This window comes from Thomasclavelia cocleata, from assembly GCF_900102365.1.
GTDB classification, from domain to species: domain Bacteria; phylum Bacillota_I; class Bacilli_A; order Erysipelotrichales; family Coprobacillaceae; genus Thomasclavelia; species Thomasclavelia cocleata.
The window spans coordinates 33,694-57,126 of record NZ_FOIN01000004.1; the positions used below are offsets into that span (position 1 = coordinate 33,694).

20 protein-coding genes are annotated in these 23,433 nt (G+C 25.3%); 16 read left to right on the plus strand and 4 right to left on the minus strand.

Going from position 1 to position 23,433, the window contains the following annotated elements; translation table 11 throughout:
• Positions 1 to 5 precede the first annotated feature (5 nt).
• The 11 genes from BMW96_RS03075 to BMW96_RS03125 all read left to right on the plus strand — a co-directional run bounded on the left by BMW96_RS03075 (position 6) and on the right by BMW96_RS03125 (position 11,303).
• Positions 6 to 986 (plus strand): KpsF/GutQ family sugar-phosphate isomerase, encoded by a 981-nt coding sequence (locus BMW96_RS03075; protein WP_092352391.1) that lies wholly within the window; start codon positions 6 to 8, stop codon positions 984 to 986.
• Positions 983 to 1,471 carry a KdsC family phosphatase gene (locus BMW96_RS03080; RefSeq protein WP_092352393.1) on the plus strand — a complete coding sequence of 163 codons (489 nt, stop codon included), beginning with the start codon at positions 983 to 985 and terminating at the stop codon, positions 1,469 to 1,471. The genes BMW96_RS03075 and BMW96_RS03080 overlap by 4 nt, the downstream gene beginning before the upstream one ends.
• Positions 1,458 to 2,231, plus strand: a complete 774-nt coding sequence (locus BMW96_RS03085; RefSeq protein ID WP_092352395.1) for a 6-hydroxymethylpterin diphosphokinase MptE-like protein — start codon at positions 1,458 to 1,460, stop codon at positions 2,229 to 2,231. The genes BMW96_RS03080 and BMW96_RS03085 overlap by 14 nt, the downstream gene beginning before the upstream one ends.
• Before the next feature lie 117 nt (positions 2,232 to 2,348).
• The gene (locus tag BMW96_RS03090; protein ID WP_157796026.1) at positions 2,349 to 3,326 is read left to right on the plus strand and encodes a glycosyltransferase family 2 protein; all 978 of its coding nucleotides are present in this window, start codon (positions 2,349 to 2,351) and stop codon (positions 3,324 to 3,326) included.
• Between the two features lie 38 nt (positions 3,327 to 3,364).
• Positions 3,365 to 4,204, plus strand: a complete 840-nt coding sequence (locus BMW96_RS03095) for an ABC transporter permease (RefSeq protein WP_092352399.1) — start codon at positions 3,365 to 3,367, stop codon at positions 4,202 to 4,204.
• An 11-nt stretch (positions 4,205 to 4,215) separates the two neighbouring features.
• Positions 4,216 to 5,490, plus strand: a complete 1,275-nt coding sequence (locus tag BMW96_RS03100) for an ABC transporter ATP-binding protein (RefSeq protein ID WP_092352401.1) — start codon at positions 4,216 to 4,218, stop codon at positions 5,488 to 5,490.
• Positions 5,490 to 6,644, plus strand: a complete 1,155-nt coding sequence (locus tag BMW96_RS03105; protein WP_092352403.1) for a polysaccharide pyruvyl transferase family protein — start codon at positions 5,490 to 5,492, stop codon at positions 6,642 to 6,644. Before BMW96_RS03100 ends, BMW96_RS03105 begins: the two co-directional genes overlap by 1 nt.
• On the plus strand, positions 6,625 to 7,746 hold the full coding sequence (locus BMW96_RS03110) for a Coenzyme F420 hydrogenase/dehydrogenase, beta subunit C-terminal domain (RefSeq protein ID WP_092352405.1): 1,122 nt from the start codon (positions 6,625 to 6,627) through the stop codon (positions 7,744 to 7,746). Before BMW96_RS03105 ends, BMW96_RS03110 begins: the two co-directional genes overlap by 20 nt.
• Before the next feature lie 202 nt (positions 7,747 to 7,948).
• Entirely contained in the window at positions 7,949 to 8,719 is a 771-nt protein-coding gene (locus tag BMW96_RS03115) for a glycosyltransferase family 32 protein (protein WP_092352407.1), read from the plus strand.
• A 406-nt stretch (positions 8,720 to 9,125) separates the two neighbouring features.
• Positions 9,126 to 10,178: an acyltransferase family protein gene (locus BMW96_RS03120; protein ID WP_092352409.1), complete on the plus strand. Its 1,053-nt coding sequence runs from the start codon at positions 9,126 to 9,128 to the stop codon at positions 10,176 to 10,178.
• A gap of 582 nt (positions 10,179 to 10,760) precedes the next feature.
• A complete protein-coding gene (locus BMW96_RS03125; protein ID WP_143050705.1) occupies positions 10,761 to 11,303 on the plus strand; it encodes a hypothetical protein in 543 nt (180 codons plus the stop codon).
• 1,102 nt (positions 11,304 to 12,405) lie between these two features.
• On the opposite strand, the gene BMW96_RS03130 is transcribed toward BMW96_RS03125, so the two are convergent.
• The 3 genes from BMW96_RS03130 to BMW96_RS03140 form a co-directional block, all read right to left on the minus strand.
• Positions 12,406 to 14,040 (minus strand): AAA family ATPase, encoded by a 1,635-nt coding sequence (locus BMW96_RS03130; RefSeq protein ID WP_092352413.1) that lies wholly within the window; start codon positions 14,038 to 14,040, stop codon positions 12,406 to 12,408.
• A 434-nt stretch (positions 14,041 to 14,474) separates the two neighbouring features.
• The gene (locus BMW96_RS03135) at positions 14,475 to 15,746 is read right to left on the minus strand and encodes a GHKL domain-containing protein (protein ID WP_092352415.1); all 1,272 of its coding nucleotides are present in this window, start codon (positions 15,744 to 15,746) and stop codon (positions 14,475 to 14,477) included.
• Positions 15,743 to 16,417, minus strand: a complete 675-nt coding sequence (locus BMW96_RS03140) for a LytR/AlgR family response regulator transcription factor (protein ID WP_092352417.1) — start codon at positions 16,415 to 16,417, stop codon at positions 15,743 to 15,745. The genes BMW96_RS03135 and BMW96_RS03140 overlap by 4 nt, the downstream gene beginning before the upstream one ends.
• 97 nt (positions 16,418 to 16,514) lie before the next feature.
• On the opposite strand from BMW96_RS03140, the gene BMW96_RS03145 reads away from it, so the two are divergent.
• Complete coding sequence (locus BMW96_RS03145; protein WP_092352419.1) at positions 16,515 to 17,084, plus strand: accessory gene regulator B family protein; 570 nt, start codon at positions 16,515 to 16,517, stop codon at positions 17,082 to 17,084.
• An 89-nt stretch (positions 17,085 to 17,173) separates the two neighbouring features.
• Positions 17,174 to 17,314 carry a cyclic lactone autoinducer peptide gene (locus tag BMW96_RS03150; RefSeq protein WP_092352421.1) on the plus strand — a complete coding sequence of 47 codons (141 nt, stop codon included), beginning with the start codon at positions 17,174 to 17,176 and terminating at the stop codon, positions 17,312 to 17,314.
• A 37-nt stretch (positions 17,315 to 17,351) separates the two neighbouring features.
• Here the strand turns inward: BMW96_RS03150 and BMW96_RS03155 are convergent, their stop codons facing one another.
• Positions 17,352 to 18,527 carry a MalY/PatB family protein gene (locus BMW96_RS03155; RefSeq protein ID WP_092352423.1) on the minus strand — a complete coding sequence of 392 codons (1,176 nt, stop codon included), beginning with the start codon at positions 18,525 to 18,527 and terminating at the stop codon, positions 17,352 to 17,354.
• A 276-nt stretch (positions 18,528 to 18,803) separates the two neighbouring features.
• Between BMW96_RS03155 and BMW96_RS03160 the strand changes: the two genes are divergently transcribed.
• The 3 genes from BMW96_RS03160 (at position 18,804) to BMW96_RS03170 (ending at position 23,126) form a co-directional block, all read left to right on the plus strand.
• Positions 18,804 to 19,445, plus strand: coding sequence for a DUF2238 domain-containing protein (locus BMW96_RS03160; protein ID WP_092352425.1), 642 nt, complete (start codon positions 18,804 to 18,806; stop codon positions 19,443 to 19,445).
• Between the two features lie 123 nt (positions 19,446 to 19,568).
• On the plus strand, positions 19,569 to 22,076 hold the full coding sequence (locus tag BMW96_RS03165) for a ribonucleoside-diphosphate reductase subunit alpha (RefSeq protein ID WP_092352427.1): 2,508 nt from the start codon (positions 19,569 to 19,571) through the stop codon (positions 22,074 to 22,076).
• A gap of 9 nt (positions 22,077 to 22,085) precedes the next feature.
• A complete protein-coding gene (locus tag BMW96_RS03170; RefSeq protein ID WP_092352429.1) occupies positions 22,086 to 23,126 on the plus strand; it encodes a ribonucleotide-diphosphate reductase subunit beta in 1,041 nt (346 codons plus the stop codon).
• Positions 23,127 to 23,433 lie beyond the last annotated feature (307 nt).

The window sequence follows — 23,433 nt, forward strand, 5'->3', positions numbered from 1 at the left end:
TAATAATGGTGATCAATGATTTTGATATTATAAAAGAAGCAAAGAGTATATTTGATAAAGAAATTGAAGCACTTTATAAAACTAGAGATGCAATTGATAATAACTTTGAAATTATTCTTAAAAAAATTCTTGAATGCAAAGGAAAAGTAATTATTACTGGAATGGGAAAACCAGGCCATATAGGAACAAAAATGGCAGCAAGTTTTGCTAGTTTAGGAACACCTGCATTTTTCATGCACCCTGCAGAAGCTATGCATGGGGATTTAGGAATGATTGAAGAGAATGATGTTGTATTGTTGGCAAGTTATAGTGGTGAAAGTACAGAGGTTACAAAGTTATTACCTGTATTACAAGAAATACAATGTACAACAATAGCTATAACTGGTAAACCAAGATCTACATTGGCAAAACAGTGCCAATATCATTTTTATTTTCCTGAATTTGAAGAGGCATGTTACATGCATCTTGCTCCTACATCAAGTACTACTGCATTGCTTGTTTTGGGGGATGCTTTGGCGGTAGTTGCATCAAAAGTAAGGAATTATACAAAAGAAGATTTTGGACTTCATCATCCAGCTGGTGCACTTGGAAAAAAATTATTAGTTAAAGTTAAGGATGTTATGCATTCTGATAGTAAAAATGCGATTATTGAAGAGGGGAGTACATTAAGAAAAGCAATAATAGAAATGAGCAGTAAAGGACTTAGTATGGTAACGATTATAGATAAAAATAAGTACCTTAAAGGAATTATTACAGATGGTGATTTAAGAAGAATGCTTGAAAAAGGTATAGATGTTTATAATGAAATTGTTGATCATGTTATGACTCCATTTCCAAAATATATAGATTCAAGAGAAATGGCAGTTAATGCATTACAGATTATGAGTGATTTAAAAATAACATGTATGCCAGTTCTTGATGAAAATAAAAAAGTTATAGGTTCAATACTTATGCAGGACATATATAAGGCAGGTATAGTAAGATGACAAATGTAAAAATGTTAGTAATGGATGTTGATGGGACATTAACTGATGGCAAAATATATATATCTGATCAAGGTGAAGTCATGAAAGCATTTAATGTTAAAGATGGCTATGGAATAGTGAATTTAAAAGATCATGGAGTAATACCAGTTATAATAACTGGTAGAAAATCTATGATATTAGAAAAAAGAGCTGAAGAATTGAGAATTAATGAATTATATCAAGGGATAGGTAATAAAATAATAAAACTTAAAGAAGTAGCTAATAAATATGGTTTAAGTTTTAATGAAATAGCTTATATAGGTGATGATCTTAATGATTTGGATTGTATAAAGTATTGTGGTTTAACAGCTTGTCCTAATGATGCTGTAATAGAAATAAAAAAAGAGGTTAATTATATATGTAAAAATAATGCTGGTCATGGTGCAGTTAGAGAGTTTATAGATTATATGTTTGGAAGTATAGGTGAAAAAAATGCAGATATTTAAATCTATAAAGGCAAGAAGTATTAGATTTAAAGCTAGACACTATTATCTTTTTAAAGAAGGTAGAAGATTAAAAAAATTAAAAAATATTCATTTAGGAAAAAGATGTTTTATTATTGGAAATGGGCCAAGTCTTAAGGCTGAAGATTTAAGTAAATTATATAAAAATAATGAAATTACATTTGCATTTAATCGTATTTATCATATTTTTGATCAAACTAAATGGCGACCAACTTATTATATTTCACAAGATGAAAAAATGCTTGCGGGATGTATTGAAGAAGTTGAAAATTTAAGTGCATTAATTAAATTCATTCCTGCAGAAATGAAATGGTATTATAATTTGGATATAAAAGATGTTTTACCATTTCATATTATAACAAAGGAAAATAATAATTTGCCTTCTTTTAGTACTGATATTTCGAAAAGTATAATTAATTCAAAAACAGTTGTATATACAGCATTACAAATTGCATATTATATGGGAATAAAAGAAATTTATCTTATAGGAGTGGATCATCATTTTCATATGAGTATGAATAGTAATGGTGAAATTATTATAGATAATTCAGTAAAAGATTATTTTAGTGAAGATTACAATCAAGATAAGGATAATTTATACATACCTAATACAGATGAAAGTACTTTTACTTATGTAGCTGCAAAAAGATTTGCTGTTAATCATGATTTAAAAATATATAATGCTACTCGAGGGGGAAAATTAGAAGTATTTGATAGAGTAGATTTAGATAATTTATTTTAATAAATTTATATAAAAAAGCTATTAAGTAATAATTATTATTTGTGCTTATTTTTGAAGTGTTATCATAATAAAATAGTACAAATATTTTTAGTTATATTTATTATAGGGGGTGTTTATGTGGCAAGTATTAGTGTAGTAGTACCTATATATAAGGTAGAAAAATATTTAGATAGATGCATTATTAGTATTTTAAACCAATCTTATAATGATTTTGAACTTATACTTGTTGATGATGGATCACCAGATAATTGTGGCAAGATATGTGATGAATATGCAAAAAAAGATACAAGAATACATGTTATTCATCAAGAAAATAGAGGGTTGTCAGCAGCTAGGAATGCAGGAATTGATTGGGCTTTTAAAAATAGTAGCAGTAAATGGATAACATTTATAGATAGTGATGATTGGATAGATATCAGATTTTTAGAAGAATTGCATAATGCTGCAATTCAATTAAATGTGGATATAAGTATTTGTGATTATATAAGGACAAAGGGAGAAGCTAAAATAGCGAAAAAGCCTTTTTTGTATGAAAAGTATAATGTGGAAGATTTTTATGTGAGACAAAGAATAGTTGCTACAATTGCTTGTGCAAAATTGTATAAAAAGGATTGTTTTAATGAAATTCGTTATCCAGTTGGTAAACTTCATGAAGATGAATTTACTACTTATTTAGTTTTATTTAATTCAAGGCAAATTGCTTTTGTTAATGCACCATTATATTTATATTTTATTAACTATGATAGTATTATGCAGTCACAGTGGAATATTAGAAGATTAGATGCACTAGAAGCTTTTGAAACTCAATTAGTTTTTTTTAAACAAAATGGATATAACAAAGCTTATGTAAGGGTGGCTGATGCATATATTCAAGGAGTTAGTTACAATTTGAATAAAATCAAACAAAATGGGATAAGTTGGATTATTAAAGAGAAATATCGTATTAAATTCATTAGAGAAGTATTGAAGTTAAGAAAACAAATAAATATTAAAATTTCTACTTATCCAGCTTTATACAATGAATTTTTTCCAAAGTTTATGTATTTATATTGGTTTAGCAAAACACTAATAAATAAAATGAAAAGAAAAAAATAATCTAGTTATGATAATTTATAAAAAGGAGATTAAAAATCATGCAAAATTGGACAACAATTATAAAACCTAAAGCTAATTTATTAGATCTGAATTTAAATGAATTATGGAATTATAAAGATTTGATATGGATGTTTGTAAAGAGAGATTTTAAAACTATGTATAAACAAACTATTTTAGGTCCTGCTTGGGTTATCATTAATCCAATCTTAACAACATTAATGTTTACAATTGTATTTGGTGGTATTGCTAATATTTCTACAGATGGTATGCCACAGTTTGTTTTTTATATGGCAGGTAATACTATTTGGACTTATTTTTCTACTTGTTTAACAAAAACAGCAAATACTTTTATAGGTAATGCTGCAGTATTTGGAAAAGTATATTTTCCTAGATTAGTAACTCCTATATCTACTGTTATATCAGGATTGATTAATTTTGGTGTGCAATTTGCTATGTTTTTAGCTTTTGTAGTTTATTATGCTTTTTCAACTGGAACAGTAAATCCAAATATTTATATGTTGTTAAGTCCATTATTATTACTAATGATAGCATTATTAGGTTTAGGGTTTGGTATTATTATTTCTTCTTTAACTACTAAATATAGAGATTTAGCAGTTTTGGTTACATTTGGAGTACAACTTTGGATGTATGCTACTCCAATAGTATATCCGTTATCACAAATTCCTTTAAAATGGCAAGGTATATTGTTATTAAATCCAGTTGCGCCAATTGTTGAAACGTTTAGATATGCTTTTTTAGGATCTGGTAGTATACCATGGTTGTATTTAGGTATTAGTTTTGTAACAACTTTAATAGTTTTATTTTCTGGAATTATTTTATTCAATAAAGTTCAAAAAACTTTCATGGATACAATCTAGGAGGGATATATATGCAAAAAGAATTAGCAATCAAAATAGAAAATGTGAAGAAACAATATCGTTTAGGAACAATTGGTGGAGGTACATTACAAGGTGATTTACAAAGCTGGTGGGCAAAAGTAAAGGGAAAAGAAGATCCAAATGCTAAAATAGGTCAAAAGATAAATAATTCAAATGAAAAATTTTATGCATTAAATGGTATTGATTTTGAGGTTTATAAAGGTGAGCGTTTAGGAATAATTGGTGGTAATGGTGCTGGAAAATCAACAACATTGAAATTACTTTCTAGGGTTACAGCACCTACTGAGGGAAATATATATATAAATGGACGTATTGCAAGTATGCTAGAAGTAGGAACGGGTTTTCATCCTGAATTAACAGGAAGAGAAAATATATATTTAAATGGTGCAATATTGGGGATGAGTAAGGCTGAGGTAGATAGTAAGATAGAAGAAATTATAGATTTTTCAGAATGTAGGCAATTTATTGATACTCCAGTAAAAAGATATTCATCAGGTATGTATGTAAAACTAGCATTTAGTGTTGCTGCACATTTAGATTCTGAAATTATGATAATGGATGAGGTTTTAGCTGTCGGTGATATGAAATTTCAACAAAAATGTTTAAATAAGATGAAGGATGTATCCATAAAAGAGGGTAGAACTGTTCTTTATGTAAGCCATAATATGAATACAATTAGACAACTTTGTGATAGATGTGTTGTTTTAGAAAAAGGAAAAGTTATCTTTCAAGGTGATGTAGAAGAAGGCATTGCTATTTATTTGGGAAATAATAATATTGAGGCACAAGATAAGGTATTTACTTTAGACGATCATGAAAAGTGGTGTGAACAGAAATTATTTATTGAAAAATTAGAAATAAAAAATGATATTTCGAATATCTATTGTGGTGATGAGATTAAATTTAAAATCAAATATAAGGCAGTTGATAATATTAGTGATATTAAATTTAGATTAGTAGTTTTATCAGAAGGACAAGAAATTTTAGGAATGTGCATTTCAAATAATCAAATTTCTATAAAGAAAGACGAAATAGGAGAAATAGAACTTGTTTTAGATACAAGTATTCTGGCTTCAGCAAAGTATTATTTAAGAATGTCAGCTTTTACATTAAATGAGTTAGGAATGCATAATTATATATGTGTAATTAATAATTTTTCAACATTTAAAATTAATGATAAACCAGAATTACACTATGGTATGAATTGGAATATAAAATCCTGGGGTCATACCGTTCTTCCATCGTTTGAGGTGAAAAAATTATAATGAAAACAGCTACAGTAACGTGGATAACATATAATAATTATGGAACTGAACTACAAGCTTATTCTTTACAAAGATTTCTAATAAATAATGGAATAGATAATATAATTATTTCTGATAAAGAAATTATTCCTTATCGGATTGAAAAAAGTAAATTTTTTGATACTAAAATTTTGAAAGAAAAAGAATTATTTTTTCCAAAAAGAATTTTTTCATTATTATATGTTGCAAAAAGAAATTTTAGATATAGATATTACATAAATTCTCAAAAAAAATTTGAAAAATTTAAAAAAAGAAATTTGAAGATTGATTTCTGTTATTCGAGAGAAAAAATGGAAACTTTAAATGAAAAATTTGATTGTTTTATATGTGGGAGTGATCAAGTTTGGTCAGTTGCAGACATAAATTTTGATGGTTTTTTCTTTTTAAATTTTGTGAATAAGAAAAAAATAGCTTATGCTCCAAGTATGGGAACTGCATCAATTCCAATTACAAAGCAAGAACAAATAAAGAAGTGGTTAAGTGATTTTTATGGTATTTCGGTAAGAGAAAAGCAGACAAGTGATGAATTGACACAGATATTAAAAAAAGACGTGGCGTGGGTATGTGATCCAACATTATTAAATGATAAATTGTTTTGGCAAAATATAGCGAAAAAAGCAACCCTAAAAAGTAGATCTAAATTTGTTGTATGCTATTTTTTGGAAAATAAAGATTGGTATTATAAGTATGCAAAAGAATACTGTAATAGAAATAATTTTAAGATGATAATCATTCCTAATAAAATGGAGTATTGTGATCAAGAAGAAGTTTATAAAGGGAGAGTTGGCCCATTAGAATTTATAAGTTTAATTCAGCATAGTGAATATGTTATTACGGATTCATATCATGGTTTACTATTTTCTTTAATATTTGAAAAGCAATTTTCTATTTTAAAAAGATTTAATGATAGTGCATATAACTCTCAAAATATAAGAATTTATTCGATTTTAGAATATTTAGATTTAATTAATATTTTAATAAGTGAAGAAAATTATAAATATTATAATAATGAAATGATTGATTATGATATTGTTACTAATAAAATCAACAAATTTAGAGAATTTTCAAGACAATGGTTATTGGGAAAGTTAGATTATGAAAATAACAAAAAATAATTGTACAGGATGTGGGGCATGTATGATATCTTGTCCAACAGGATGTATTTCTATGAGAGAAAATAAATTATCTGAAATAGTACCATATATCAATTTAGAAAAATGTATCGCTTGTAAAAAATGTGTTAATACATGTCCACAAAATAAACAACTATCTTATTCTACACCATATAAATGTTATGTTGCATGGAGTAAAAAATCAGATGATAGAATTAAATCTGCTTCTGGTGGGATTGCTACTGTAATGGCTAGATATCAATTAGAGAATAATAATTATTTTTATGGTTGTGACTATGATTGTAATATTAATTTAAAACATTTTCTTGTTAATTCTGAAAAAGATATTTCAAAGATACGGGGTTCTAAATACTCACAAAGTAATTCTTATGATATTTATTTAGATGTTAAAGAAAAATTAAAGGATGGTAAAGTAGTTTTTGTTGGTACACCTTGTCAAGTAGCTGGACTCAAATCAATTATTGGAAAAAGTAATGAAAATTTAATAACTGTTGATCTTGTATGTCATGGAACCCCACCAAATGAATATCTTAAAAAACATATTCATAATTTAAACATTAAAAAAATTGATAAAATATTATTTAGAGGAGAATATGATCAAAAGTTGACCATACTTGAAAATGAAAATATTATCTATCAAAAAGATAAAACAAAAGATACATATTTTAGTGCATTTTATGCTAATATGATTAGCAGAAATTCTTGTTATGATTGTAAATATGCTAAAGGCAGTAGAATCTCAGATATAACTATAGCTGATTTTTGGGGGTTAAAGAAGTTAAATAATATTGATAAGATGAGTAATCGACCATCATTAATTTTAATAAATACTGATCGTGGTTTAAAATATTTTAATGAAATTAAACAGTATTTAATATATGAAAAGAGAGATGTTCAAGAGGGAATAAAAGGAAATGGTAGATTAAATAATCCTCCAGGAAAGAATATTAAAGCAAAGATATTTCAATTTCTTTATCCAATATGTGGACTAGATAAATCTATTAATTTTACAAATATAATTTTTAATATATATATACATATTAAAAAATTGAGAGCTAGATTGCAAAACTTATATAGTAAATAATGGTTAAGCTATAAGTAATGATAGCTTCTTTTTAATACATATAAATATGTTTTTATTTTAATGCAGTATTATAATTCTTTAAAATATATTAATATTTTTTAATGCAAAAAGAGTAATTTTTAGTTATTTATATAATGAAATAACTAGTATTTGTATAATAGATATTTAAATAAGGTTATAAAAATAATTAAGGAGATTTATTATGATACCAAAAATAATACATTATTGTTGGTTTGGCAATAATCCCAAACCAAAATTAATGAAACAATGTATAAAAAGCTGGAAAAAGTGTTGTCCAGATTATGAAATTATTGAGTGGAATGAAAGTAATTTTGATATAGGTTGCAATACTTATGTAAAAGAAGCTTACGAGGAAAAGAAATGGGCATTTGTTACGGATTATGCAAGATTATGGATAATATATCATTATGGGGGAATTTATTTAGATACAGATGTAGAGCTTATTAAAAATTTAGATGATTTATTGGTAAATGAATCATTTTTTGGTTATGAAGATGAATCACATATTGCAACTGGTTTAGGGTTTGGAGCGAAAAAAGGTAATGTTATTGTAGAATGCATGCTTAATGATTATAAGGATATTCATTTTATTAAAGAAGATGGTTCGTTAGATTTAACACCTTGTCCTAAAAGAAATACTGATGCTATACTACATTTATTGTCTGATGTAACTAATACTGGAAAAGTTAATGTAATTAATGGGGCTACTTTATTTCCTAAAGAATATTTTTGTCCTATGGATTACCAAACCAGGAGTATGAATAAGACAAAAAATACTTATTCTATACACTGGTTTAATGCATCATGGTACGATGAAAAGCAAAAAGAGGATCAAGAAAAGAGATTGAAAGAGATTAGAAGGGATAAACTAATACATAGTCCAAATAAAATATTAAGAAATATTTTAGGTATTCAAAAATATGAAAAATTAAAAAAAATAATAAAAAAATAAATTTATTTTGAATATTTAATTTTTTATTATGATTACTTTAAGAATATTGGAAAAAGCTTTTAAAAAACCACTAAACGAATTATTTATCGAAATATTAAAAAAGTAATACATTTTATTTACAGCAAGGATGATATTTTAATTAGTATAATAAAAGGGATAAAATAATGAATAAGATTGGAAAATATATAGTAAATTTTATTTAGTTATATAATCTTGTAATTTATTATTTTTTTATCTATTTTTATTTGATGGGTAATTATAATAATATTTAAAAGTTAATCCCCTATGAAATACTATAGGGGAATTAAATCTCATAAAAATTGAACTAATCTTTATAAATAAAAATAGAAGATTGCCAAAATTATGAAAGAACTTTATGTATAATTGGTAAGATTTAAAGTAATATATGCTAATTTTTTTATTTAATTATTGTTGGATAGTTATAAGGGGAAAGGAAAGTGAGATTTATATAGTAAAAAATAGAGATAAAAGTATAGATTATATGAAAGCAATTTGTATAATTTTAATGATATATACACATACTGTTGTTGAGGAGAATATGTTTAAAACATATTTATTTTCTTTTCATATACCAGCTTTTTTTATTGTTTCAGGAATTCTTTTCGAAAGGAAATATAGAAAAAATGATAAAAATATTAGTATAGATTACAGATACATTATAAAGAAAAGAATTAATCAATTAATGATACCATATCTTATTTTTTGTTTATTATTGGCTTTATATTTTTCTTTTAATCAGTTTATTTCAGGTGAAAAAATATTGCTAGTAGATTATTTTATTAAAATTGTAACATTTCAAGGTATTGAATCAATGTGGTTTATTCCAGTGTTCTTTTTTTCAGAGTTATTATTTTTGTATTCTAATAAGAAGTTTGTACAATCAGTTATATTAATTTTAAGCTTGATTTTAATGTATTTTTCTCCTTATATATCTGATTACTGGTTAATTCGTTTAATTATAAAAATAGGTGTTGGGTATATTTTTATATTTATTGGATATAGTATTAGTAAATTTGACTTAATCAATAAATTAGTTTCTATGGTAGCAGTTGTATTAGGTATAGTTTGTTTTTGTTTAGCTCAGTATAATGGTTTTGTAGGGCTAGGAAGTGTTGACTTTGAAAATATTTTTTTATATTTATTTAATGCTTCAATAACATCTTTATGTTTGTTAGTGATTATAGGGAATTACATGGACAAATTTAATATCTCATTACTTAGTTTATATGGTGAAAATAGTATTGTATTGTTATGTATTAATAATTTAATTATAGAAATTGTTCGATTAATTGATTATAAAGTATTTAATAGTTTTTTAATAAAAACACAGCATTTTGGTAGTTTATTGTTTACTGTAATCATACTATTTATTTGTTATATAATAATATATTTAATGAATAAAGTTACAGTTTTAAAGAGTGTATTTGGGAAGCGGTAAATTAGTTATTATTTTATTTCCCTATATAAGTACAAAGTAAGTTTATTCTTAGGTTTTTTATGTATTAGAATAGTTTATATATATAATTTATGGATTAATGTAATAATATATAAATTAATTAGTAAATAGGAAGAAATGGAATATAATATATTATAAAAAGTATGGAAGACTTATAAATGATAGTAATTCTAATATATGTTTAAATTTAGTAAAGTTATATATATGTTTGTTAATAACATATAAATTGATTATTTAAAAGATTTTTTAGGGAATGAAGATATTTTAATAACTATGACTTATGTACAAATAGATTAAAGAAATAAGCAATAAACAATTTAGCATCTAAGTTAATAGAAGAAAAATTAGATAATGAGAATAAAGATTTATTAGAATATTTAAATATTTTTCTTTACATAATGATGAGTCAAATTTTCGAATATACCATATGTAAGATATGTAGATAATGGGATAACGCACTGTGTATCCTTGATATAAGGAAAATATTTATAAAGAAGATTGGTAGAAAGATTTAAGAAGTATAGATTAGAACTAAATATAAAAAATAATTATGTAGGTATTTTTTTGTTTGTTCAAACATATACTTTGTTAGTTATATTATCAAAGAAAATATTTGAAACAATAGGAAAATATGAATATAAATTGATTATAGCAATATCTTTTCTCATATATATTTTAGTGTTTATTATAGAAAAGAAAATTTTAGTTATTTCAATGAATGAATTACTAAGTCTTTTTATAAATGCATTAATGTTGTTATTAAGATCACAGTTTTCGTTTGTAATAGGTGGAATATTTGCAAGTAAGACTATTATAAATCAAAATATAGAAAAAATATTAAGTAATAACATAATTGCTGGATTAATATCAATAAGGGGAATAGTGTTAAGACCAATGATTTTTGCTCTTTTTTCAGCAATAGTATTTATAATAATATCTTTTGGTAATCATTCTACAAATATGTGGTTAACACATATGCAGTATTATATGATTTTTGCGAGTAGTTTTGTATTTATGTCAAGAAATGTATTTGTTATATTTATTGCTTTAATTATATTATCATTAGTAAGTTCGTATGTTATTAGATTTATTTTTAAATTAAAATAATTAATATAATTTGAATAAAAAATAAGAATAGAAATAAATATTTTGCCTAAAAAGTATGTAAAACTTTTTTTCAAAAATGAAGAGGGATTCTATTTGAGATGATTTATTAGATTCTTCATCAGTTAAACTAGTAAAACTGAATTGATTAAAAGTATCTTTTAAATTGTTAAATATGCTAAAAAAGCACAGTATTAGAACCAATTAACTTTAGGATATTGGCATAATGAAAAGATTAAGACATGTAGCTTATACACTACAATGATCTTAATCTTTTTGTTTTTTATAAGAAATTGAATATATGTAAAAGTGTAATTTAATGCAGTTAATCTTACATTAATAAGTATATCTATATGATGTTTAGGATTTATTTTTTGTATTCCCTCTTTTAAAATATCTATATACTCTTGCCATTGTTTCGGTTGTTTTGTCAAAAAAGATATTATGTTATAACTGGTTTTCCAGTTGAATAACATTTATCAATTATTGATTTCCAATATTGTTTTGTTATAAATAAGCACATCCATCTATAACTGATTATAGACTTCACTTATTTTCATTAAAATAAGTCAGCTATTTGATGCTTACAACAAATACAGGCAAGATGTGAATGACTATTTGCTCATTTTTTATCGAAACTCAAAACAGTTCATTTTATAATTTAAAATGATTTTTACGAAACAGCTACTTAATTTTATAAGTAGTTTTTTGTTTTATAAAGGGATGGAAAGGGTTATGGAGAAAAAACAGAGAACAATATTATGGTTATCTACTGAAAGTAAAGTGTAAAAGTAGGAGTAAATTTATTGAATAAGCAATAAAGTTTGATGCTAGAATAAAAACTGCACTAGGTATGGTAGTGTTTTATATGAAATGCGTAAAGAAGTTAAGGGAACTTATTTTTGTTCAGCAGAAGGTAATCAATTATGTAGAATAACGTTTATTGTGAACAAAATGATATAATTGAATCAACTATCACTGTTAAACAGTAACTAGCAGTAATTGAGAGTAGTATTGCATCAATATCATTCCCACTAATATTATAAATGATAAATATATCATTTATTTTTAACTTAATGATATTGGTATTTTTTGTTTGTATATCTTATTTTTCCTGCCATTCAATTTCAATATTTTTTTGATAATGTGCAAGTCCTATATATATAATTTTTCCACTTATTTCTGTATCATACTTTCTATCTTTGATTTGTTCCACTGCTGTCTTTGCTAGTTCTTTTAAATCTGGATTACTGTCTTTTGCATACTTAAATTCCAGGATATAAGATACCTGATTTTCTTTCCTGGCTTTTAAAATAATATCACATCTTCCCTTTCCTGCTTCTCTATTACTTATTATCTTATAATCATGACACAGCCATGCACACATTCCTAATGCCATCATATGATAACTGTTTTCATCTTTTAAATCATGATATGATGGCAATGTTAGTAAAATTCTTTGGTATTTATCTTTGAAATCTTCTTTTTTTCTACGTTTTAAAGCACTAAACATAGTAAATAGATCAGTTCCTGCAACTTTTAAATAATGTGCAGTTAGTTTTTGAAATTCCTGCTGCACTTCCTGATTTGGAACTTTGATTACATATAAGCCTTCTTGATTTGATATAATTTTAGAAATTGTTAAATATCCAGCATTTACCAAAAGTCCCCACAGGCTTGATGTTGAATTCATTTCAAAAAAACTCGTTTCCATTCTTACCAGTGTTTCCAGTTTTCCTGTCTGGATAAGTTCCTCATATCCTCTGTTAAATGCATCATCACTGCTTTCCATCGCTTTTTTTATCATTTCATTACTGCTTGTATTTATCCAGTATGGCTCTAAAACTTTTCTTGATGCATAATTTAATACCGACCATGGATCATAAATTTCATTGTTTCCAAAATGATAGCCATTAAACATTGACTTTACTTCACTGTTTAATGACATATCATAGTATTCTAATGCTTCTTTTGTTTCTTCTTCTGTAAATCCAAAATACTGAGCATATTCAGGATCTTTTACTGTACATACAACTAGATTGTTTAAATCACTAAAGATATTTTCTTTTGCAACTCTTTGAATTCCAGTCATCATTGCATACTGTAAACTGGTAGATGTTTTTAAGGCATTATGGAGGATAGAAGATAAGCCATCTCGTATTTCTTCATAAAAGCCGCCTAAATGGGCTTCAATAAATGGGGTGTCATATTCATCTATAAATATCATTACCTTTTTGTTGTAATATTTTTCTAGAATTCTCATTAAAAAAGCCAAACTGTCGCTAATATGTTTCAATTCTATTTTTTCATTAGTAAGTCCATGAATAATAGTTTCATAATCATAAGTTTCCAATCTTGTTAAGTTTTTAAAAATAAAATCGTAGTCATTATATAAGCTCCTAAAATAAGATTTAATATGTTTTGTAACTATGTCTTTATCTCCTTTTGCATCTGCAAAAGAAATAAAAACAGTAGGGTATTGATTCATTTCAGAAACATATTCAGTATTGATAATTTTTGTATTTTTAAACAACTTTTTAGAATTCTTCGTAATATCAAAAAACTCTGCCATCATTGATATATTAATTGTTTTACCAAATCTTCTTGGTCTTGTAATTAATGTGACTTCATTTCCACGTTCTAAAAAGTCTTTTATCATTAAAGTTTTATCAACAACATAATAGTTTTCATTCCTTAGTTTTTCATAATCTTTTAATCCAACTGGAATCCTTTTTTTCATATGTTCCACCCTTTCTTTTGGTTCTATTATGACATAGATATATAATTCTGGTGTGTTTAAATTTCTTAAACAATTTTATTTACTATGATTTAATATATTCTTTATTGTTAGAAGTTTTGCTGTTTGTTATAATTTTAACTATTTTCATTCGACTATTCTAGTTTTTCTTAGAAAATATTGTTTTTGTGGTATTAAAGTAATGCTTTAGTTGTAGAAAAATAGGGTATTTATAATAATTATGAGAGAATAGAGGTGATGTATTTATAGCATTGGATTCTACAATAGTATAAAAATATTTAAGTTAAAAAATCCCTATCTGTGGTAATTATTAGATGGGGATTTTTGTGACTTTTTGAATTTTGTTATGTATGAAAAACCATGTTGATTTGGTTTACTATTTAAATAGCTAAATTGCAGATGTACTTTTAAGTATTTTATAGTTTTAGAGATCGTTTGCTTTTACTAGATGCTTTTATAGGCACTTTAATCATACACTTATAAAATAAATCATCATGATCAATTGTTAATATACCTTTGTATTGTCTAATAATACCTTTAACATTCATTAATCCAATTCCATGATTTTGCTTATCTTTTTTAGAAGTAACAGCACCATCTTTAAGAATACTGTTAGAATTATAAGTATTTTTAATAATGATAGTAGTATATTGTTGATCTTGATAAATATGAATAATGATCTTTTTATAATCAGAATTTATGTTTTCGATTGCATTATCTAATAAATTTCCAATTACAATAAAGAAATCTATTGTATCAAATGGAGTTATCTCCATTTGATTAGTAACAATTAGTTCAATTCCATATTTATCTATTTTATCTTTATAATAATTTAAAATAAAACTGAATTCTTTATTACTAATATCATAGATATTCTTTAAATTAGTTTCATTTAATTTCTCTTTTAAATATATAAGAGCTTTTTGTGGATTATCATTTTGGATACAATATATTGTAGATAATAAAATATGATTTAAATCATGTTTGATTTTCTTGATTTTTTTATCATTATTAATAATATTTTGATAATTATCTTTTTGATGCTGTAATTCCAATTCTAAAAGGTGTTTCTCTTTTTGATATTTTAAATATTCATTAAAAATACAAAATACAACAATTGATAAAATCATTATAATAAGTAATCCAAAAATAATATTAGGTGATAAAGAAACTGTTTCAAAGATAATATCAAATAACTCAACATGAATAATAATCAAGCATGCTAGAACAATATTAATATACCAAAGTGTTTTACTAGCCTGATGCTGATATTTTTTAATTGTTTTAGAGATATAATATGCACTTATAAAATATATTATTTTTGAAACAATAGCTGTTTCTATTGTAATACCAGGATAATTATTATAATAGACAATCTTACTAATAAAAATAGCTAAAGAATTAGAAAAAGTCAAGATTACCCAAACCATAAAAGCATTAAAGATATTGACGGAGTAACTGCTTTTACTAGTCAAAGAAGCAAAGAGATAATAAAGCATAATATCAATAATTATAAAGATATTATTATTAATATGATAAATATCATATAGAGTCACTAGTAAATATGATAAAGCTGTAAAAAGAATAATGTATATGTAGCGATGCTCATAATCTTTATTGGATAATTTATCGATAAAATAAATACCAATAAATGATTCAGTTATATTTATTATTTGATTTAATATCATGACAAATACCTCTGTAAAAATAAATGATATTTATTTTTACCAATAGAAATTATTTTATCATTATACATGATAATTTTTTTTCGATCATACACTTTTACATATTCAAGATTTACATAGTAAGATTTATTGATATGAAAAAATTTGTTGGATTGAATCATCATCATTATTTCTTTTAATGATTTACGAACCTGGAATAATTCATTAATTGTATAAATAGTTGTTATATGATCAGTTGTTTCACAAAATAAAATATCGTTTATCTTTATTTTTACTTTTCCTTGTTTTATTTTTAAAATTAAATATTTATTTTTTTCATCAATTAAATTAAAAACTGCTTTTAATGTATAAGATAATTCTTTATTCATTTGACTTTTTCTAATAAAGTCAAATGGATGAACTTTAAAGGAATCAAATACTAAATGCTCCATATTAGTTATAAAGATAACTATAGTATTATTTGATAAAGTTGTTGCAAATTGAATTCCATTAATAGATGGCATATCAATATCTAAAAAGATAAGATCCTGGTTTATTAAATCTTTTATTTGTAAAGGGTCATTGCAACATTGAATCTTTACTTCATGTTTATTTATTTGACAATAATTATTAATTAAAGAAAAAATATAATTAAGGTCTTGTTGATTATCATCAATAATTGTAATATTATACATATAAGTAGACCACCTCCCTCATTCATTTTAACATATTTTGAGATATTTTGTTGAATGGAAACATGGTAACTTAAAAAATAATTTAAAGGAGAGTTTTATGATACATACACTTAGTCAATACATTACAAATTATTTGATTAAACATAAAATAATAGATCAAGAAACAGAAATTTATGAATATGGGTTTGAATTAATGATTTCAACCTGGATTGGGACAATCTTGGTTTTAATCATTGGCAGTTTTACAAATCATTTTTTAGATGCTGTTATTTATGAATGTGTGTTTAGATTTACTCGTATTTATACAGGTGGGTATCACTGTAAAACATATACTAAGTGTATTTTATCATATGTATTCTTTTTTATAATTTTTATCTTCTTATTTCCTTATTTTAGTAATATATCTTTTTATAGTATATTAGCTGTATGTTTACTTAATCTTCTTATTGTAATGCTTTTATGTCCTGTTGATCATCAAAATAAGAGATTATTAGAAGATGAAAAAAGGCGCTTTAAGAAAAAAAGTATTTTTAGAATGTTCATATTAGATCTGGTAATTATTTTATTACCAATTTTAAATATTAATAGGATTGTTATTATTTTATATAGTATTATTGTAATTGATACACTAATTTTTTTAGGTTATCTTGAAAATAGATTTTTATAATCTTGCGTTATATTCCAATTGTTTTACGTCAACTAACTTGTAGATGATTATTAAATATAATAGAATTATTTTACAAGGAGGATAGGGATATGAAAAAAATGTATAATAAGCTTTTGACATTAGTGGCTTCATCAGCTTTTATTTTAGCCATTCAAGCAGTAAATGCTGCTTCAAGAGAACATATATATCAAGGTGAAGAACCAGAAACTCTTAAAAAATATAAAAAATAATAAGATAAACCAAGGTTATTGCTCCTTGGTTTATTTTTTAAGCAAATTCTGTTTTTAAACGCTCCAGAGCTTCTAAAAGAACTGAAGTTGGACAAGCAATATTAATTCTTTCAAAACCTTCGCCTTCCTGACCAAAAATATAGCCTTCATCTAAATATAAATCAGCATTAATCATTTTCTTTTCCAAATCCTTAAAATCGTAGCCATAGCTTCTAAAATCTAACCAGGTTAAATAAGTGCCTTGTAAAGGATAGACTTTAATCTTAGGTAAATTTAGGTTTATGAAATCTACTAATATTTGATAATTTTTATTAATCAATAGTTTAAACTCTTCTAACCAGTCCACACCTCTATTATAGGCTAATATAGTGGCTTCATAAGCAATTGTATTTAAACTATGAAAACTTCTTTTTTCTTGTTGTAAAATAAATTTATCTTTTAAAAGAGGATTTTTAATAATAATATTTGATCCTTGTAATCCTGCTAGATTAAAACTTTTACTAGGAGCAGTGCAAGTAATTGTAATATCAGCAACTCTATCATTTAAAGTGGCGATTGGATAATGTTTAAAGCCAGGCATAATTAAATCCTGATGAATTTCATCACTAACAATAATAAGATTATTATCCAAACATATTTTTGCAATCTTTTCTAGTTCTTCTTTTTGCCAAACACGACCTATAGGGTTATGAGGATTGCATAAGATTAACATTGTATTATTAGGATCTTTAGCAAGATTTTTAAATTTGTTAAAATCAATTGTATAACTAGTATCTTGATTAATTAGTGGGCACTTAATGATTTGTCGTTCATTTGTTTCAATAGCCTGATAAAAAGGATGATATACTGGTGTGAAAATAATTACACCTTCATTTTTATTTGTAAAGGCTACTACAGAATCAAATAATGCAGGTACTATACCATTTGATATCACAATCCAATCTTTTTCGATTTTATAATCATGTCTATTTAACATCCAGTCTTTTACAGCTTGATAATATTTATCAGTTGGGTTTGTATATCCTAAAACAACATCATTATTTAAAAATTCAATTAAACCATCTTTAATTTCAGGAGCTAAAGGAATGTCAACATCAGCTACTGATAATGGCACGATATGATTAGGAACATTAGGATTAGCCTTTTTCATTATATCCCACTTACTAGAACCCTTATTGTTACGATTAATTATAGTTTCAAAATCATATTTCATATGTTTACCTCCATTGTTAAGTATTAATTTACTACATCTATAAATAATGTCAATAAAAAGATTTTTTAGCCAGATTAAGTTTTAAAATTATGTATATTAATAATCTGTTATATATTTTATCACTTTTAGATTAATTACTTGATTTTTAACAACTTTAACATAAATCTTGATATTTTGTATATATTTTTATGAGTAGATGGTTAAAAAGGGTTTGTAATAAAGATAGTAAAATGGATATACTAAGATTAAATGTAAAAAATGATAGGTGATTATAGTATGGATAATAAGAGAGCTTATAAATGTACGTTAAAAATATTTATTGTGATATATGTAATAACTTCAATAATTGGATTTTATATAAATTATGTAAATAATGATTCTACGGCTTTATTTATGGGAGTTGTTGCATTAATAACACCGTGGATAATTCCTGGTATATTTAAATTGTTTAAATTAACAGCGACAGATGAAATATATATAATTAATTTAGTTTTTATTTATTTTGCTTCATTGATTGGAAGCTGTTTTAATGGATATAGTCTTCCATTTTTTGATAAAGCATTGCACTTTTCAAGTGGAATCTTTGCATCGTTATTAGCTGTAATTTTATTTTGTAAGATTAAAAAGGAAAAAAGAATAAATAAAATTAAAGATTATTATTTATTTATATTATTTGTTAATAATACAAATCTTGCAATTGCTATGTTGTGGGAGCTTTATGAATATATGATGTTAATTTTATTTAATAATGATTGTATCAATCACTATAAAACAGGGGTTCATGATTCTATGAGTGATATGATTTGTGCACTAATAGCAGGGATAATTGTACTTGGTTTGATTCATCGGTATCATAAATTTGGGAAAAATAGTTTTTTATTAAAATTATGTGAAAATTTTTATGATCAAAATTATTAATAGGGGGATATCTAGAAGTTACAATATGTAACTAATAGATATTTTATTTTGGGTAATAAAGAAGCATATTAATTGAGGCAATTAATTTATCTATGTTAGAATGGCAACTAAGGACGTGAGAAGATGATAATTCAAAAAAGAAATGGTCAATATCAAGACTATGATAACAATAAAATAAAAAAGGCACTTGAAAAAGCATTTAAAAGCCTAGATCATTCGATTAAAGAAAATGATTTAGAACTTATTATTAAAGATATTGAACAATCAATATACAATCAAATAAATGTTGAAATGATTCAAGATTATGTAGAAGAATCATTAATGAAACATGGATATCTTCAAGTAGCAAAAGCATATATATTATATCGTCAAAAACATAGTGAGCGAAGAAGAGTCATGAATGAGCTATTAGATTTATTGAAGGATAAAAATATAGAGCATATATTATTGGCGATACAACATGATTATCCTCAAGAAGAGTATTCATTGCAGTTATTATTAGTAAAATTTAAATCTTTTTATAAAGAAAATATGAATTTTCAGGATGCTTTAACGATTCTAGCTAAAGCAAGTAATGAGTTAATTAGTAAAGAAGCTCCTAAATGGGAAATGATTTCAGCACGATTTTTGAGTTATGAAATTAATCGTCGTGTTAATCAAAAGATGGTAGAGTATAACATAGAAAATTTATATGATAAAATTCACTATCTAACAAACCAGGGATATTATGGTAAATATATTTTAGAGTATTATTCACAAGTAGAGATTGAAGAGTTAAGTGATTATTTAGATGATAAACGTGATGAATTATTTACATACAGTGGTTTAGAATTAGTTATGAAACGGTATTTAATTCAAGATCATCAACATGAAATATTAGAAAAACCTCAAGAAATGTTTATGTTAATATCAATGCATTTAGCAATGAAAGAAAATGATAAAATTAGATGGGCTAAAGAATTTTATGATATTTTAAGCACTTTAAAAGTAACAATGGCAACCCCAACTATGTCTAATGCTAGAAAACCATTTCATCAAATGAGTTCATGTTTTATTGATACCGTTGATGATTCACTAGCAGGAATCTATAAAAGTATTGATAACTTTGCAAAAGTTTCTAAAAATGGTGGTGGTATGGGCTTGTATTTTGGAAAAGTGCGTGCTAATGGCAGCAGTATTCGTGGATTTAAAGGAGCTGCAGGAGGTGTGATTCGTTGGATTAAACTAGTTAATGATACTGCTACTGCAGTTGATCAACTTGGTGTAAGACAAGGCGCTGCAGCAGTATACTTAGATGCCTGGCATCGGGATTTACCAGAATTTTTACAATTAAAAACTAATAATGGTGATGATCGAATGAAAGCTCATGATATATTTCCAGCTGTTTGTTATCCAGATTTATTTTGGAAATTAGCTAAAAATGATTTAGATGCTCCATGGTATTTAATGTGTCCACATGAAATCCATGAAATTAAAGGATATTATTTAGAAGATTATTATGGCGATATCTGGCAACAGAAGTATTATGAATGTGTTGAAGACGAACGAATTACAAAACGAGTAATGACAGTAAAGGAAATTATTCGTTTGATTATTAAATCATTAGTTGAAACGGGGACACCATTTACATTTAATCGTGATCATGTCAATAAGATGAATCCTAATAATCATCAAGGTATGATCTATTGTAGTAATTTATGTACAGAAATCGCTCAAAATATGAAAGCAATGGAAATTTTACCTCATGAAGTAATTGAAGTTGCTGGTGAAAAAATAATTATTGAAAAAACTGTTCCTGGTGATTTTGTTGTATGTAACCTTGCTTCATTGACTCTAGGACGATTTGATGTTACTGATGATAAGATATTGAAACATACAATAGAAGTAGTAGTAAGGGCTTTAGATAATGTAATTGATTTAAATTATTATCCAATTCCTTTTGCAAAAATAACAAATCAAAAATATCGTCCAATTGGTTTAGGAACAAGCGGTTATCATCATATGCTGGTAAAACAAGGAATTTCATTTGAAAGTGATGAACATTTAGAATTTATTGATAAACTTTATGAAAAAATAAATTATTTTGCATTAACAGCTTCTTGTAATTTAGCTAAAGAAAAAGGAAGCTATGACTTATTTCAAGGAAGTGATTTTGAAACAGGTACTTATTTTAAAAAACGTAATTATCAAAGTGAAGCTTGGGAAATCTTGAAAGAAGATATTCAGAAATATGGTCTTAGAAACGGTTATCTTTTAGCGATTGCACCTACAAGTTCAACTTCAATAATTGCTGGAACAAGTGCAGCTGTTGATCCAATTATGAAGAAATATTTCATGGAAGAAAAGAAAGGCAGTATGATTATTAGAGTGGCTCCAGATTTAGATATGAAAACATTTTGGCTTTATAAAAATGCTCATCATATTGATCAAAGCTGGATTATTAAAGCTGCTGGAATTCGACAACGACACATTGATCAGGCACAATCAGTTAATTTATATATGACAAATGAGTTTACATTTAGAAAACTACTTGATCTATATATTCAAGCTTGGCAATGTGGCGTAAAAACAATTTATTATGTTCGAAGCCAGTCACTTGAAGTTGAAGAATGTGAATCATGTAGTGCATAGGAGGAAATCATGGAATTAAAGAAAAAAGCTTTATTTAATGCATTTGGTGACATAGAAGTAAGAAAAAGACGAATGATTAATGGTAATACTACAAATCTAAATGATTTTAATAATATGAAGTATTCTTGGGTTAGTGACTGGTATCGTCAAGCGATGAATAACTTTTGGATACCAGAAGAAATTAATTTAACACAGGATATACGTGATTATCGATTACTAAATGAAAAAGAAAGAACAGCATATGATAAGATATTATCTTTTTTAGTCTTTTTAGATTCTTTACAAACCGCTAATCTTCCTAATATTGGAGAATATATTACAGCTAATGAAATCAACCTTTGTTTAACGATTCAAGCTTTTCAAGAAGCAGTTCATTCTCAAAGTTACAGTTATATGCTTGATTCAATCTGTTCACCAGCAAAAAGAGATGAAATTTTATATCAATGGAAATATGATGAACATCTGTTAAAAAGAAATGAATTTATTGGTGAACAATATAATGCTTTTCTAGAACATAAAGATAGTTTTCATTTAATGAAAACTATCATGGCTAATTATATTTTGGAAGGAATATACTTTTACTCAGGTTTTATGTTTTTCTATAATTTAGGTCGAATGGGTAAGATGTCTGGTTCAGCCCAGGAAATCCGATATATAAATCGTGATGAAAATACACATCTTTGGTTATTTAGAAATATGATTATTGAATTGCAAAAAGAGGAACCAGAACTTTTTACACCTGATAAGATAACAGTATATCGAGAAATGTTGAAACGTGGAGTTGAAGAAGAAATAGCATGGGGTCAGTATGTATTAGGAAATGATATTGATGGATTAACGATGGAAATGATTAGTGATTATATTTATTATTTAGGTAATCTTCGAGCTCGTTCATTAAATTTCGAACCTCTTTTTGAAGGGTATGAAAAAGAACCTGAATCAATGAAGTGGGTTAGTATTTATAGTAATGCTAATAATATTAAAACAGATTTTTTTGAAGCAAAATCAACGGCATATGCAAAATCAAGTGCTATTGAGGATGATTTATAAATAATTTTGATTAACTTTTTATGAACAAAAAAGATTTCTTAACTATTGGTATATAATAGTTTTGAAATCCTTTTTAGTTATTATTAAATTAAATTTTTTAACCTAATATTACTTAAAAAATATAAATAATTATCAAAATCGCTTATAAATAATTTTTTTTAAATATGATTTAATATAGAATAATGAAAAGATTAACAGTAATAAGAATATTAAAATAATGATTATACTATACAAAATAATCTATTAATTAGATTGTTTTTTAAGCTTATTTTAATACTGTTATCTATCTCATTGTTATAATTCAATA